General features: G+C 39.0%; 15 protein-coding genes. 1 reads left to right on the top strand and 14 read right to left on the bottom strand.

Annotated features, from left to right (window positions below; translation table 11 throughout):
- Positions 1 to 53 precede the first annotated feature (53 nt).
- The 12 genes from H1R81_RS04370 to H1R81_RS04315 form a co-directional block, all read right to left on the bottom strand.
- Positions 54 to 1,352: a Gfo/Idh/MocA family protein gene (locus H1R81_RS04370; RefSeq protein WP_181839445.1), complete on the bottom strand. Its 1,299-nt coding sequence runs from the start codon at positions 1,350 to 1,352 to the stop codon at positions 54 to 56.
- 233 nt (positions 1,353 to 1,585) lie between these two features.
- Positions 1,586 to 2,356, bottom strand: a complete 771-nt coding sequence (locus H1R81_RS04365; protein ID WP_181839444.1) for a 3-ketoacyl-ACP reductase — start codon at positions 2,354 to 2,356, stop codon at positions 1,586 to 1,588.
- A complete protein-coding gene (locus H1R81_RS04360) occupies positions 2,353 to 3,804 on the bottom strand; it encodes an NADH:flavin oxidoreductase (RefSeq protein ID WP_181839443.1) in 1,452 nt (483 codons plus the stop codon). Before H1R81_RS04360 ends, H1R81_RS04365 begins: the two co-directional genes overlap by 4 nt.
- An 18-nt stretch (positions 3,805 to 3,822) precedes the next feature.
- Positions 3,823 to 5,208: a glycoside hydrolase family 88 protein gene (locus H1R81_RS04355; protein WP_181839442.1), complete on the bottom strand. Its 1,386-nt coding sequence runs from the start codon at positions 5,206 to 5,208 to the stop codon at positions 3,823 to 3,825.
- A gap of 10 nt (positions 5,209 to 5,218) precedes the next feature.
- Complete coding sequence (locus H1R81_RS04350) at positions 5,219 to 6,076, bottom strand: sugar phosphate isomerase/epimerase (RefSeq protein WP_181839441.1); 858 nt, start codon at positions 6,074 to 6,076, stop codon at positions 5,219 to 5,221.
- Positions 6,077 to 6,165: 89 nt separating this feature from the next.
- Positions 6,166 to 7,095: a sugar phosphate isomerase/epimerase gene (locus H1R81_RS04345; RefSeq protein WP_181839440.1), complete on the bottom strand. Its 930-nt coding sequence runs from the start codon at positions 7,093 to 7,095 to the stop codon at positions 6,166 to 6,168.
- A 131-nt stretch (positions 7,096 to 7,226) separates the two neighbouring features.
- The gene (locus tag H1R81_RS04340; RefSeq protein ID WP_229251045.1) at positions 7,227 to 7,715 is read right to left on the bottom strand and encodes a CAP domain-containing protein; all 489 of its coding nucleotides are present in this window, start codon (positions 7,713 to 7,715) and stop codon (positions 7,227 to 7,229) included.
- Positions 7,716 to 7,798: 83 nt separating this feature from the next.
- On the bottom strand, positions 7,799 to 9,220 hold the full coding sequence (locus H1R81_RS04335; RefSeq protein ID WP_181839439.1) for a serine hydrolase domain-containing protein: 1,422 nt from the start codon (positions 9,218 to 9,220) through the stop codon (positions 7,799 to 7,801).
- A gap of 264 nt (positions 9,221 to 9,484) precedes the next feature.
- The gene (locus H1R81_RS04330; protein ID WP_181839438.1) at positions 9,485 to 10,315 is read right to left on the bottom strand and encodes a DUF4097 family beta strand repeat-containing protein; all 831 of its coding nucleotides are present in this window, start codon (positions 10,313 to 10,315) and stop codon (positions 9,485 to 9,487) included.
- 2 nt (positions 10,316 to 10,317) lie between these two features.
- Complete coding sequence (locus H1R81_RS04325) at positions 10,318 to 11,184, bottom strand: hypothetical protein (protein WP_181839437.1); 867 nt, start codon at positions 11,182 to 11,184, stop codon at positions 10,318 to 10,320.
- 16 nt (positions 11,185 to 11,200) lie between these two features.
- On the bottom strand, positions 11,201 to 12,052 hold the full coding sequence (locus tag H1R81_RS04320) for a HEAT repeat domain-containing protein (protein ID WP_181839436.1): 852 nt from the start codon (positions 12,050 to 12,052) through the stop codon (positions 11,201 to 11,203).
- Complete coding sequence (locus H1R81_RS04315) at positions 12,027 to 12,572, bottom strand: RNA polymerase sigma factor (RefSeq protein WP_181839992.1); 546 nt, start codon at positions 12,570 to 12,572, stop codon at positions 12,027 to 12,029. The genes H1R81_RS04320 and H1R81_RS04315 overlap by 26 nt, the downstream gene beginning before the upstream one ends.
- 362 nt (positions 12,573 to 12,934) lie before the next feature.
- Here H1R81_RS04315 and H1R81_RS04310 point away from each other — a divergent pair, with 362 nt between their 5' ends.
- Positions 12,935 to 13,888, top strand: a complete 954-nt coding sequence (locus tag H1R81_RS04310; protein WP_181839435.1) for an aldo/keto reductase — start codon at positions 12,935 to 12,937, stop codon at positions 13,886 to 13,888.
- A gap of 3 nt (positions 13,889 to 13,891) precedes the next feature.
- On the opposite strand, the gene H1R81_RS04305 is transcribed toward H1R81_RS04310, so the two are convergent.
- On the bottom strand, positions 13,892 to 14,191 hold the full coding sequence (locus tag H1R81_RS04305) for a hypothetical protein (RefSeq protein WP_181839434.1): 300 nt from the start codon (positions 14,189 to 14,191) through the stop codon (positions 13,892 to 13,894).
- 46 nt (positions 14,192 to 14,237) lie between these two features.
- Positions 14,238 to 15,560: an acyclic terpene utilization AtuA family protein gene (locus H1R81_RS04300; RefSeq protein WP_181839433.1), complete on the bottom strand. Its 1,323-nt coding sequence runs from the start codon at positions 15,558 to 15,560 to the stop codon at positions 14,238 to 14,240.
- Between the last annotated feature and the right edge of the window lie 6 nt (positions 15,561 to 15,566).

Below are 15,566 nucleotides of genomic sequence, written 5' to 3'. Positions count from 1 at the left end.
GGTTGTAATTTCCCCTCATTGCTCGGGAAGGTCGGAATACGGGATAAAAGTTGTTACACCTTATTAGGAATCAGATAAGGCGCACGATACCTGCGGGTTAGCATTGCATTTGCTTCCTTGTCACCAGGGAATGTTTCTGTTTTAGGGTCAAACTTTAAACTTCTGCCTAATCGATAAGCAATATTCCCAAGATGAGCAATGCTCGCAGCTAAATGTCCGGTTTCAATAGGGCCGTTTAACAATGATTTATTCTTAGCTCTCACTGCATCTACAAAGTTTTTGTAGTGGTCGCCTCCGGCATTTCTTGCAGGGCCCGGTTCACGGTTTCTTCCCAGAAAAGTCTTATAGTCATTGTATCCATTAATAACCATATAACCCTTATCTCCATAGAAAATATTTCCTACTTCTACCCCATCTTCTTTGTTGGTCATCCATGGGCGAACTTCAAACTGAATTACCTTACCTTGTTTTGGATAATTGTAGGTTGAAGTCAATACCTCTGGAGTCTCTTTACAGTCATTCCATAGATATTTACCTCCAGCAGAAGTAATTTCTTCCGGCAAACCTACATCTAACCCCCACATACAAAGGTCTGTTTCATGAATACCTTGGTTTCCTATGTCACCATTGCCATAATCCCAGAACCAGTGCCAGTTATAGTGAACATAATTTTTGCTGAATTCTCTGGCCTGAGCCGGCCCTTGCCATAAATCCCAGTCTAAGCCTTCAGGCACAGGCGAAGGTCCCTGATTACCAATATCCGGTCTCCATTTATACACGGTTCCGCGGGCCATATATACTTTTCCAATAAGCCCATCTCTTAAATGCTTAATGGCTTCCTGAATAGCTGCTGAACTTCTTAACTGTACCCCATGTTGTACGATTCTGTTGTATTTAGTAGCTGCTTCAACCAGTTTACGGCCTTCGTAAAGATTATGACAGGCTGGTTTTTCTACGTAAACATCTTTCCCGGCCTGACAAGCCCAGATAGCCGCTAAAGCATGCCAATGGTTAGGCGTTGCAATACTTACCGCATCAATGGTTTTGTCTTCATAAACTTTTCTTAAATCCTGTTCCATTTGCACTTTCTTTGAATATTTCTTCTCAAAGTCAGTAGCTCTTTCCTGCAACACAACTTTATCGACATCGCAAAGGGTAGCAACTTCAACATTTTCCTGCTTCATAAAACCTGAAATGTGGTCTTTCCCACGGCCGTTGATACCAATTACAGCTACCCGAAGCCTATCGTTAGCTCCAAAAGCGGTAGACGGAATAATAGTGGGAATAGACATGACTGCCAACGAGCCAGGTAGGGCTGTTTTAAGCATATCTCTTCTCGAGAATTTTTTCATAGTATAAAAAGTTAAAAGGTTGAAAGATTGAATTTATTTGGTGATTGAGTGAATGAGCGATTATTTTGTCTGAACGGTGATTTAGCTGATTGATTTGATTTCGCTGAAAATACTTTAACAAAATTAAGTGTTAATAACTTTCACTTTTCTCAGAATCAGTGAAATCAGGTTAATCCATTAAATCACAGTTCAGACTAACCACTCATTCACTAAATCACGCAATTATTAAATTCCTAAAGCCTCGCCAAAGTCATCCCTCCATCTACCATAAGTACCTGCCCCGTTGAGTAAGGAAAATCCCCTTTGGCTAAGGCTGTTACTGCTTTCCCGACATCGTCAGGAAACCCCCATCGTTTCTGTACACACAAACCATTTTCTATCAGCTGGTCATATTTGGCAGTCACTCCTGCAGTCATATCAGTTTTAATTACTCCCGGACGCACCTCATATACAGGGATGTTATACTCACCCAACCGAACAGCAAAAAGTTGGGTTGCCATACTTAATCCTGCTTTTGACAGACAATATTCTCCCCTATTGACCGATGCTACAGTGGCCGAAATAGAAGAAACATTGATAATGCAACCGCAAAATGTCAAATCCTTATTCCGTTGTTCTATCATCCAGTTGGCTACTGCCTGTGTTAAGAAGTAAGTCCCTTTCAGATTAGTTGAAATCACAAAATCAAAGCTTTCTTCTGTTGCATCTAAAATATCATTTCGCTGTTTTGGAGCTACTCCCGCATTATTTACTAATACGTGCAAATGACCATAATGGGCCTTTATTTGCTGAAGCATTATTTTTCTATCTTCAGCTGAAGCAATATCTCCCTGACAATAAATAACCTCGGCACCCAATCTTGATAAATTGATCATTATCTCTTTAACCGCGTCTTCCGGGCGCATACCATTAATAGCCAGATTAAACCCTGCCTTTGCCAGATGTTCGGCTATGCCAAGGCCAATACCCCTGCTTCCACCCGTAATAAATGCTACTTTTCTCACTGTTGTTCTTTAATTTTTTTTAAAGTGTCGGCAATATCCAAATTTTTGTATATCGGATCTAACGGAAAACAACCTGAAATCAAACCATTTCGAGGTGCTGTTGTACAGTCTGAGAAGGTACGACAAATCAATTTACGCTGCATTGGTCGGTTGTTCAATACATCATCGGGTAAGGTTGGATAGGATAATACCATCCTGCCTAAACCAATAAAATCGGCCATATTGTTTCTTAAAACATATTGACCAACGTTTGGCAACCAATCCTGAGCGTATGAATACGCCGACCCAACTATTACTAATTCAGGGAATGCCTGTTTCAGTTCGTTGGTTACATTGATTTGTCTTGCTACACCCAGAAATGGTTCTTCTGGCGGATAATACCCATCCGAAGGTGGAAATGTGGCCGGGCGCATCAGATGTGGGTTATAATAAGGACTACCCACTGTAATACATATCAACTGAATGCCTAATTCCTGTGCCAATGCCAGAAATGCTTTTGGTTCTTCTAAATCAATGGTTGTTCCTTGCCCAGTGCCGCCAAAGGCATAATGATATTTTTCACCTGCTGAATAATCAGGTTCTCCTTGCCCTTCGCTGTCTTTCTTAAATGGCACCCAATCAAAAGCACTCAAACGAATCCCCATTTCCAGCCCAGGTGCTTCTTTTTTTATTCCCTCAACTATATTTCTCAGGAATCGGGTACGATTTTCAAAGCTACCTCCATATTTACCTTCTCTATTGAACGAACTCAGAAACTCATGCCCTAAATATCCATGGCAATGCTTTAAATCTACAAAATGAAAACCTGCTTTTTGAGCCAATACAGCCGCTTTTACAAAATCCTTTACCAGAGCATCAATCTCATCATCGGTCATCAAGGGGTAATTTTCACCTAAATGATACTTTTTGTCCAATATAGGATGATTATATAAAATCTTAGACTCAAACTTTGTATGGCTATTAGGTTTACAGAATCTGCCCGAGTGTGTTAATTGCAAGCCAACCACCAGATCATCAGTACTTCCAAACTTCTCGGCGTGCTTGCTCATCACCATTTGGAACAAGGCTTCAAACTCTGGAAGATTTTCTTCATTAATCAAAAGCTGATTGGGGTTTGCACGTCCGTCATGCCGTACAGCAGCAGCCTCGCAACCCCATAATAATTTAGCCCCGCTAATGGCAAAATTCTCCCAGCGGCGTTTGGTATATTCACTTGGTTTGCCATCTTTCGTACCATCCCACCCTTCCATTGGAAGAATACAGAAACGGTTACCAATTAATTTGCCAGACTTGAGGGTTAAAGATTCTGCAAAGGGAGATTTTGCGGCATCTATCAACTCATCATCAAAATCTAAATCAACCTGCCCATCTTCCAGGTACTTCCGCAAATCGGCGGCAGTCTTTAATTGCGCTACTCTTGTATATTTTGGTTTAAACTTGCCACTCATATATTCAATCGTAAATGTTTATCTGTCTAAACAGTTATAAAACGTATAATAGATATCATTATCAATAATTTTCTGTAGATAAAGAGCCACTTCCCGGGCATGGTAATCGCCCCACATACTCGACTCCCCAAAAGCAATTTTGCTACCTTCCGGCACATAATCCCAACCATTGGGTTGGTGGTAAATAGAATGTAATAAAATACCCTGATGATCAGGATTGGTACTTAAATATGGTTCCTGAAAAATGGTATCCAGCACAGTTAAACCTGTCTGCCAGTATTTTTCCCCTGCTTCTACTTCACCTTTATTTATTAAATATCTACCCAGGCGTAAAAGTCCCTGTGCGGCAATGGCCGCGGCCGAACTATCCACAGGCTCATAATCATTGAACGGATTAGCAGGTTGATTTAAGTAATCACCTAATTTGTGTAGGTTCGGTGCACCGGTATCCCAATAAGGTACACCATCTATTGGAGTATATTCTATATAAAAATCACAAGTAGCACGAGCCGCTCTCAGCATATAATTCTCAATGACCGCTCTCCCACCATAAGGCTCTAATTCTTCATCGCTCAGAATACTCAGAAACTCCAGTTCTTCCGGGAAACCACAGATAGCCCAGGCCAAACCACGTGTCCATGTAGTGAATCCTGTATATCCCTGTTGTGAATTTGGACATCTGAAATTTCCATCTTTTGTATTGAATATACTTTCATGTGCCGTACGTCCCCAGATGTCGTAAGAATCACGGCCTTCCCCATAAAACACAGAGTAATCAGCAGTAGCTTTAATATGAGCTAAGGCTCTTTCTAATAAACTGATTTTCACATCTCCCTCTCCCTGAAACACATGGCCTAATTTATGGCTCAACATTAAGGCCCGACACGAGCGAATGGTATCTACAAACAATGAATGAGCACCATTAAAAGAATGAATAAAACCTCCTGTCTTTATGTTTGTCCAGCGGCTTGCCTGTACCGCCCCAGATATTTTCAGTGCTAATTCGTAAAAATTTTTTTCCCATTTATTGGTCTCAATTTTACTTTCCTGCATCAACCTCAATAAATTACCATAGGTGCTCACGTTATTAAAACCATGGTCATGTACGCCGATATGGCTGATATGCGGAGCCATTACTTCAATGGTTTTCTGACGACCCATTTCTAAAAAACTATTATCACCAGTAGCATCAAATTGTAGGATTGCTGAACCAAACTGAAAACCTTGTGTCCATTCAGTCCAGCCACGTGTTGTATATTTTCCATCGGCCGTAAATACAGGTGACCCCTTAGTAGCATCATAGTTTTGCTCGATCAAAGAAATTTTCTCACCTGAAAGCTCCCAGAATCTCTTCAATTTATCAGATAAGTCGGTAGGTTTAAGTTTGTAATTAATACGAATCATCAGATGGATATTATTTTTTTTTCAGATTTTTTAAGTAAGCAATGGTTTGAGGCACCTGAGTAGCAATACTGGAGCTTTCATCCTCTATATAATAATGTTCAACTCCTGCTTTTTTAGCTGCGATCAGAATCGCAGGTATATCTAATTGTCCGGTTCCCAAAGGCACATCATTTTCAGGTGATGTTCCGCCTGACATATTGCCTGCTACCCCTTTCTTCAAATCTTTCAGGTGCATTAGTTTAAACCGGTTGCCATATTTATTAAGCAAAGCAGCAGGATCCTGACCCGGAAAGAAAGTCCAGAGAATATCCATTTCAAAACTCACATAATTAGGATTGGTATTCTGAACAATATAATCAAACAGGGTACCTCCTTCGTGCGGTTGAAACTCATATCCATGATTATGATAACAGAAAGTGAGTCCATGTTCATCTTTTAGTATTTTGCCAAACCGGTTAAAATCTTCAACCGTTTTTTGTGCCATAGCAAGCGTAAAATCTCCTTGATGGGGAATCCATGCAACCCGAACAAAAGAAGCACCTAAAGTCTTGGCATTTTGTGCTACCTCGGTAATTTTATTTTGCAAATCAGGATAGCCAACACCATAAGAAGAACATTTAATACCTCTTGCGTCTAATAAAGCCCGCATCTCTTGTGCTGTTTTACCAAACAGACTCGAAAACTCCATGTCGGTAATTCCCAGGTTTTTGATTGTATCTAAAGTAGCGGCAGCATCTTTTGCAAGACTTTTACGATAAGTGTAAGATACCATTCCGGGCTTATCCGGAAAAATCAGTTTCTTTTTTTGTGCGGCCAACGGGCTGATGCTGACAATAAAAAGAATAACAGAATAAAGTAGTTTATTCATAGTAGAATTTTTAGGGGTGAATATTATTGAAGCTCTGCCTTAATGTTTATTAATCGTAAGTTGAGCTTTGGATAGTAGGATAAAATTATTTATAAACCAGTATCTTTCAGCCAGCCTTTAAAGACGGTCAGGTCTTTTTTCATGGCTGTGGTTACCTCTTTTGGGTCAATTGTGATGTTTTTTGCACCATTTTCAGCCCCACCCAATTTATACTCAAAGTGCATGGTAATAGGTACAGAAACATTGTACTGCTTTAATAATGATAAATATTTACTATAATTGACAACACCTTGTCCGAGAGGACAACCTTCTTTTACCAACTTGTCATCTTTTAATACACGTCTGAAATCCTTAACAGCAATTGATTTGATATAAGGCTCTATGATTCTGAACCCTATTTCCCAGGATGTTTCACTTTCGTGCGTAGCATGATGTACATCGTACTGACAACCCAATAACGGAGAATTGATTTTTTTAAGGATAGGTTCTAAATCCCAGATGGTTGCTCCCAAAAACAAGCCGGCGTGGTTCTGGTATTCGCCTGAAATATTATACTTTTTATTAAGAGCGGCTACTCCTCTCATTTTTTCTTCAAAAGTAGCTACCTGTGTCAGAATATCTTTTTTGACATCAAAACCATACCAACCCATCCGATAATGCTTGATACCCAATGATGAAGCCGTTTTCAGAACTAACTCCGAAATCGGATTCGCTTCTAAAATATTCGTAACTATCATCGGTACACTGATATTCGCCTTTTTGCAGGCTTCTACAACCTTCGGTAGGTCATCAGCTACTTTTTCAGGAAGTACGTGCCCATCAGGTCGGACCGTCAGATCAATACCATCAAAACCGATTCCGGCAACGGTTTCGGCCAGTTTGTTATAGTCTGGAATCCAATGAAGTGTTTTTGAAAATACACTGATTTTCATCTCATTGGCTGGTTTTGCAAAAACAATATTATTTTTTGCTAAAATACTACCAGTTATGGCTGTGCCTATAAAATGTCGTCTGTTCATGCTTAAAATTAGTAAAATTATTCTGATAGAAATACAATTTACCAGCTTAAAAATTAAAAGAAATGATATAGAAATAAAAAATCCCTGCCGACTTCGACAGGGATCAACAGAAATGTTTTTTGCCATAAATATTACATGGCTCGTTGATTTATAAATATCTGAGTAAAATAAGGATAACCATCTTTCCCTCTTACAACACCTATTCCAGTCAGGTTATAATTACCCTCAATATTCTTTCTATGCCCTGGGCTTTGTATCCATCTTTTTACAACCTCTTTTGCTGTAAATTTCCCAAAAGCTACGTTTTCTGCACAGGCATTGGCATTTTCAATCTTTCGCATGATTTTGTCCATGCGATTATCGAAACCATCATGTCCAAAAGGCACTCTACCCCTTCCCATATCTTTACTATGCTTTGTTGCTGCATCAGTTATAAGTGGCATCATCTGCAAGGGTTTCAATCGTTTAGTAGCCCTGTAAGCATTTACTTCTTCTAAAATAGACTGCTCCATTATCGAAAAATCTTCCTCAGAATCATTGCTTTGGGCACAAGAGGGTGATAAAAAGCCTAATAGCAAAATACAAAGAATATGGATTACTTTAATAGATTTGGTTTTCAATTTCTTCCTTGATTAATTTCAATCATTAACGTTTTACATGAGTGTAATTATTGTCTTAATCAATCATTATCACCCCAACCCATTTATTCTTTATCAAGTTTTTCAATCATTTGCTTCGCGTTGTCGTTGAGCGGATTTAACTGAAATGATTTTTTATAATTACTAATCGCTGATTCTTTATTTCCTTCATTCATGTAGGCTTCACCAAGGCTATCAAAGGCATTTGAAGATGTAGGATTTTCTTCGGTATTTAATGTAAAAAAAAGAATTGCATCGTTCAACCGTTTGTGATTCATCAGATAATAACCCAAAGAATTGACCTCACTTTCGCTGAAATAATATCTATTGTTCTCTTTATTGTTTTTATTTTGTTTAAAATTAGCAATAGCCTGTTCCATGCCAATAGTATTTGCCTCTTCAATAATCTTATTAGCCCAAGATTTTCCAGGGATCAAATAAGGCTTGCCCTTTAGAATATTATTAATTCCCTCACGTAACTGTCCGGTGATTGAATGCCTTACATTGCTTAAAAAAATTATGCTGTTACGTGATAGTGGCTGACGTTCGATGTACGAACGAAAACCTCCGAAGCCGCCATCATGCTGTATAATTTTTTTACCATCTTTCAAAGAGACAAACCAGCCAAAACCATAGCCTTTTACCCCATACATTTCATCAGGATTTGTTAATTTATCCCTCTCAAAGGCTTTTTCTAAGGTCTTTGCTGAAATAATAGTAGGAGCGTATAACATTTTATCCCAAAGATAAAGATCGTCAATAGTTGATACAACCGAAGCTGCTCCACCTATAAAAGTATCATAATTATTTTCATCACCAAATAAATAATACCCCACGGCTCTCTTTTTGTTGTGTGAAGCCGGGCTGTTTACGTAAGTATTTTTCATACCCACAGGAAGAAATACATTTTTTGTAAGAAAATCATTAAGAGATTCACCTGATACTTTTTCTATAATCATACCCAGTAAAGTGTATCCGGCATTGCAGTACTCAAATTTTTCACCCGGATTAAAATGCAGACTTTGCTGTTTCAGCAGTATATCAAACACGTCTTTTTCGTTCATATCAGGAAAATCGCCGAACAAGGCTAAGCCGCCAGAATGATGAAGCAAGTGTAAAATAGTAACCTTTTGCATACACACAGGTAAATCTGGGAAATAACTACGGATAGACTCATCATAGCTCAGTTTCCTTCTTTCCTGTAAAATCATAATCCCCATAGCTGTAAACTGTTTGCTGACAGAGCCTATATAGCAAGGAGTAGCCGTTGTAAAGAGTTCTTTGGTTTCTCGGTTAGCGTACCCAAAGCCTTTTTTATAAATAACTCTACCTTTTTCAACAACCAGCAATCCTCCTGAAAACTGCCCATCTCTATGTATCGTTGAAATAAAGGTATTAATCTGTTTACTTTTACTTGGTTTTTTCTGGGCATTTGCCAAAAGGCAGATGTTGATAATTATACTGAGTATAATGATTACTTTTTTCATTTCAGGAAAAATACATTTGGGTTCAGGTAAAAATCAGGATTTTTGTCAGGAGATGCTACAATAATGACGGCAAATTTGTCTACCTGAAAAAAATTAACCCCATCTCGGTTTTTAAAGAAGGGGTTAAAGGTAATCCATTATCTTCTAAATTGAGTTAAGTTGTGCAGACATAAACCAATAAAATCTTTATAATGGTGCAATCCGGCTTCTAAAATCCCGGATTGCACCGTTTTTCATAATTTTGTAGAGGAGTTTAACACTGTATTATTTAGCCTTGCGGATATAAATATTTCCGTGCATATTTTTCATCATTACTTCGCTACCGCCACCATTCACTTTACCTTGTATCCACTCTTCGATACTTACTTTGTACATGCCATTCTGGTTGCTTCGAACTCCTTTAGGTGCAGATTTGTCAATATCCATGTCGAAATCGCTGTAAACTTCTCCACGATCAGATTTTACTTTAACGTTCATTTTAGCATTTGACGGAAAAGTGACATCAACATTTCCATTCAGGGTTGTAAACGCCATTGGTGCATCAGTTACCGTTTTGAAATTGGCCTTAATGATGCCATTTACAGTGTTTGCAACGGCTGACCCTGCAACATTGGTCATAGTAATGTCTCCATTTACATTAGTAATTTCCAATTCACCAGTTACATTGTCGATCACAATATCTCCATTATTGACAGTACTTACTTTTAAGGAAAATTGTTGTGGTACCTTGATTGCTAAATTAACAGGTTGGCGATGGCTACTTGAGCTTACATTTACCTTGTTATTTTTCTCTTCAGCAGATAATTCAAGACCTCCCCGAGGGTTAATGCGTTTCATACCGGTTGCCGACTCATCTACTTTTTCCTTTTTATTGGTTATAGGAGTAGTTTCAGCATCAATAACAACCTCTTTTCCGGCATATCCTGTTACCTTTATAGACCCATTGATTAATCCTACGTTTAATGTCCCCGATTTGGCAGGGTCGCTTAATGGTACCACTAACTGCTCTTTGATTTCATTCTGAGCAAATACAGGTGTGATTATACTCATTGACATTAGCACTAAGACTGCGATGATTGCTTTACTATTTTTCATTTTTACGATTGTTTTTTAATATAAATGTTTCCGTTGAACGTTTCAAATTTGAATTTTCTGCCTCCGTTGCCAATGCGGATAGAGGTCTTTTTGTCGAGCTTATAGACAGTGCCATCGCCTCTATGCTCTATATTTTTGGTAACTTCCGGTGCTAATAATTGGGTATCCGGGAAATCAGTAAAGAACTGCCCATTAAAACTCTTAAACTGTAAGTCTCCTGAAAAAGACGCCGGATAAGTTACTCTGATATTACCGTTAAGGGTATAATAAGATGATTTTTCAGGAGGACTCGCCAGGTAATTGATGGTTACATCGCCATTGATAGTATGCACCTCGGTAGCACCTTTAGCATTGCTTAATGAAATACCTCCATTGATATTATTAGCTTTAATCGCCCCCGTTACATCCTTTACCTCAATATCACCATTGTTGATAGTTGAAACATGAAGATTAATATCGGCTGGTACTTTTACAGTATAATTCAAGGTACTTCGATACTCAATTCTGCGATTCCAGTTACGGTTTCTTTTTTCTCGGTCAGGCCTTGTATCATAAGGTTCAGTAATGTACACCAGAATACTATCGCCTGTTTCTGCAAATTCCAGCTTAAACTCTGCTTTGCCTTCGTCAACAATATCCTGCGTTTTACCAGAAATCGTTTTATCAATTTCTATCATCACTTTGTTGCCAGCATAGCTTTCTACCTTAATAAACCCATCTACATTATAGATGCCTAATACAGTTTGGCTGGCTGGTTTTTTCAGGTCAAATTGCTTACTTAAATGCTCTTTAAATTGTGGCTTCTGAGCCGTAGCAGGGGCACAAGCAAGCACCACTCCTGCTAAAAGTAGGATTAACAACTGTTTCATATTTTGTATGTTTATTTTATACTCTGTAAGACAATGCCTTGAGGGTCTCTTTGATTTTGGTCTTCACTATCACGTCTGTATCGTCTTTTTCCAATAGCCGTTGTAAAGGTTTAATTGAGCGTTTTTCTTCCAGTTTAACCATTACATCGGCAAGGGCAGCCTGTACTAATGGGGTATCCTGTTTTAAAATAGATTGAACCAGCCCTTCTCTTACTCTCGGGTTATCAGCCAGTTGCGCCAGTGCTTCGAGAGTTACTAAACGTACATTTACGTTTTCATCATTATTTAGTGTGCTCAAGAGGGCTTCAAGAACTTTTCCATCTACCTTATCAATTTCTTTGGTATAACTTACCGCTTGCAGACGTTCGGTAGCAGAAGAGTTCTCATTCTCCAATAAAGTCAGCATCATCTTCTCATTCATCTCCTGTACCTGATTAGATAATTCCTTAATCTGCGCCTGATAGTCAGGCGTTTGTTGCCTGCTTAAAAAATAACCGCCACCCAGGCCCAACAATAACAAACACATACTATAAGATACTCTCAATAATAATCTTGGTGTAAAAAACGACTCTATTTTATATTTCAGGTCATCCCAGAAAGCAGTTTTCTCTACTTTCTTATTTTCAGTTCCCTTAAAACCTTCAAGCATAGTATAGAACTGAATCGGAAGATTATCACTTGGTTTTGGTATGGTTACATTCCCCATTACCTCCCAAAGCTGGCGGGTAGCCTTTAATTCTCTCTGGCAATCGGGGCACTCGTTCAGGTGGACTTCAAAAGCTGCCCTCTCAGCTGCAGGCATCTGGTTATTCAACCAATCTACCATCATTTCACTGGCGTGTTCACAATTCATGAGCTTTGCTTCCATTTTCAATTTTTAAAAAGTGTTTTTTTAATTCATTCATGGCACGGTGCACTCTTACTTTTATGGCACCTTCGGTAGTATTCAGAATCGTTGCAATTTCTTCATACTTTAATTCCTGATACCTGCTCATTATCAATACTTCTTTGTGTTCAGGACTTAACTTATCTATGGCGCGTTGCAACATTTCTGTCTCCTGCCTTTTTTCTAATTCTTCATCGGCAGCTATGCCCCCCCCAACCCTTTCTGCATAATTCTCTAAAGCATAATGCTGCGATGAGTGTTTGTTCTGTCTGTAAGAATCATTCATCACATTGCGTGCTAAATGATACATCCAGGTATGAAACTCCCCCTCAGCCGTAAAAGTGTGTCGATATTTCAACATCCGATAAAATACATTCTGAACCAGGTCTTCACTTGTCTGGGTATCACCTGTCATGTGATACAAAAACCCAAACAAAGGGCGGTGATACCGCTCAAACAGCAGACCCATTTTATCGAGGTCGCCCGCCTTTACCTGGAGCATTAATAGATTATCTTGTGTATTCACACGTTTAAGATATGTTGGTTATCAAATTCGTAGTGGAAACCCTGTAAAGAAAGAAAGGTTACATAGAATTTTAAAAAAAGTAATAAAATTTTATTAAAATTAGCGCACTCAATTGATAATAAACAATTTACAGAAAAAATATTTTCTGTAACCTGTGTTAAATTAGTAAAGAATTTATCCGGGAGTTTGAAAATGCGCACAGTTGGGTGAATGTCGTACGGATTAGTTATACAACTCACAATGAAGCCCTGAATTAAACTGTTAACAACAAAGACGTTAATTTTTTTTATAAAGACATTTCAGTATTTTCGCAAAAATCTAACCCCTAACTTAAAATAATGAAATATCTACAATTCAGCAACGGTGATTTAATGCCCGCCATAGGCTTAGGAACCTGGAAATCAACCAAAGGAGAAATTTACCAGAATATCAGGACTGCCATTGAAATTGGCTACAGACATTTTGACTGTGCACATATCTATGGCAATGAAGAAGAAATAGGACAAGCCATTGCTGACGCCATTAAAAATAATGAGGTAAAACGCGAAGACCTCTGGATTACTTCAAAACTCTGGAACAACCGCCACCGAACACAAGATGTGCAGCCTGCCATTGAAACGTCATTGAAAAACCTGCAAATAGATTACCTGGATTTGTACCTTGTCCATTGGCCTGTTGCCTTGGTGTACGGTGTGAATTATCCGCAAAAAGCCGATGATTTAATAAGCCTGGATGATTTACCCTTAAGTAAAACATGGCAAGCCGTGATTGATTTAAAAGAAAAAGGCTTAGCTAAACATATAGGCGTTTCTAATTTCAGCATCCAAAAAATCAGCCAGTTAAGAGATGAAGTGGGTGTTTTACCGGAAGCATTGCAGGTGGAATTACAACCCTTTCACCAACAAAAACCCTTAGTAGAATTTACCAGACAAAATAATATAGCCATTACAGGGTTTTGTCCTTTAGGTTCAGCAGACCGTCCTGCAAGCAGGGTTTCACCCAATGAACCAAAGTTATTTGAAAACAAAACGATTTTGAATATTGCTCAGGAAAAAGGATGCTCTCCAGCACAGGTGATGTTGGCATGGGCAGTAAACAGAGGCACTTCTGTGATTCCGAAATCGGTTAATCCAACTCGTTTGAAGGAAAATTTAGAGGCCGCAGATATTGTGCTTTCTGCAGGACAAATGGACAGAATGAGTCAATTAGACAAACATTATCGTTATATTAAGGGAGATTTCTGGTGTCTGGAAGGAAGTGATTATACTTTGGCGAATCTTTGGGATGAGTGAGATTCAGACCTCCATCTCTAACAATGCATAACTCAAAGCCTTCCCATGCGTATCAATCGCTAGTGAAGTAGTCACACCCCCTAAAAGCGCATTATGGCAAACAAAAAGTAGAGAATGAATATTCGGCAATTCATACCGAATGATTTCACCTGATACAATCGCGGATAGATGATTTTTAACAGTCTCAGCAGTTACAGTTTTGCAAAGCATAGGGTAATCAGATTCTTTATATGGAATCAGAGAAAGTGTAAGTGTATTGCCTTTGTCTCCTGCCCGGCTATGAGCTATTTCATAAAGTTTCATGTTTCAATTGTGAATAATGAATAGCAAATTGGTGAATGGTGATTAACTAAGATTCAAATACTTGTATTTGGGGTTGGATATTTTGTCTGTCTATCAGAGTTGATACTATGCCCATTACCTCTGTTACATATTTCCTTGCACCTCCGCCTCCGGCCGGGCCGTTGGTGTATAGGGCTTCTACTTCTTCACCTACTAAGGCTGCATCAGTTGGGTTACTGGCTTTTCCTGCCACTCTTAATCGTATTTCATAAGGAATTGCAGTGTTACCAAAATTAGTTCTGTGAATAGCTTTGCTGCCTATATAGTCAATTCTTAAATCATGAAACTGGCTTTTAAGTCTTTTTCCAATGATTTCTCCAGCTAATTTTGCTCGCTCTAAAGCTGATGCGCCAGCGTAGGCAATTTCTCCTTCTCCTAAATAAAAGGCTTTGTAGCCAACGCTTACTTTATAGGCTTGTGGTTTGGGTGTACCGGTTCCTCCTGTTACCTGTACCTGGTTCTCTCCTATTTCTTTGAGATAAACTGTCGTAAAATCAGCGATTACATCAGGTGTATAGTATTCGTGCGGATTAATCACTTCGTACAACAACTGTTCTTTGGCAGTTTGTAAATTTACCACCCCACCAGTTCCTTCAACTTTACTGATAATAGCCGATCCATCTTCAAACACATCCGCAAAGGGATGACCCAACTTATCCATGTCCTCCACTGGCTTTTTCACAGGGTCGGCAAAATAACCACCTGTGATATGTCCGGCACATTCCAATAAATGCCCTATTACTGTTCCTTTGCCCATTAAATCATAATTATCCGTCTTCCAACCAAATTCATGTATCATAGGGGCAAGAAATAAGGATGGGTCGGCGACACGGCCTGTGATTATAATCTGCGCGTCTGCTTGCAAGGCTGATAGAATACCTTCAACCCCTAAATAAGCATTGGCAGAAACTAACTCTCCACTTTGTATTAAAGGCTCGCTTGTTTCAATAGCCAATGTATCTTGAGAGATATACTCAAAAACATCATCACCATAAACTGCTGCTACTTTTATTGATAAGCCTTTCTTTTGGGCTATTTCTACGATTTTCTTTGCTCCAGCTATAGGATTGGCCGCACCCATATTCGTAATCAGGCAAATATTGTTCTGAATCAATAGTGGCAACAGACTATCAATTCTCCTTTCAAGCAATGGGTCATACCCCTTGGATTGGTCTTGAAGTTTACGTTTTTGTGCCAGTGCGATGGTGCGCTCCGCAAGACATTCCAACACCAGATAATTAAGCCCCCCTTTTTCTGCAAGCACAATAGCAGGCTCCAATCTATCGCCAGAGAACCCTGCGCCACAACCTATTCTTATTTTTTGTTTCATAGCTAC

It is taken from the genome of Emticicia sp. BO119 (genome assembly GCF_013912375.1).
Taxonomy (GTDB): Bacteria; Bacteroidota; Bacteroidia; order Cytophagales; family Spirosomataceae; genus Emticicia.
Note: the sequence above shows the minus strand (reverse complement) of the source record. Positions and strands in the feature narration are given on the sequence as shown.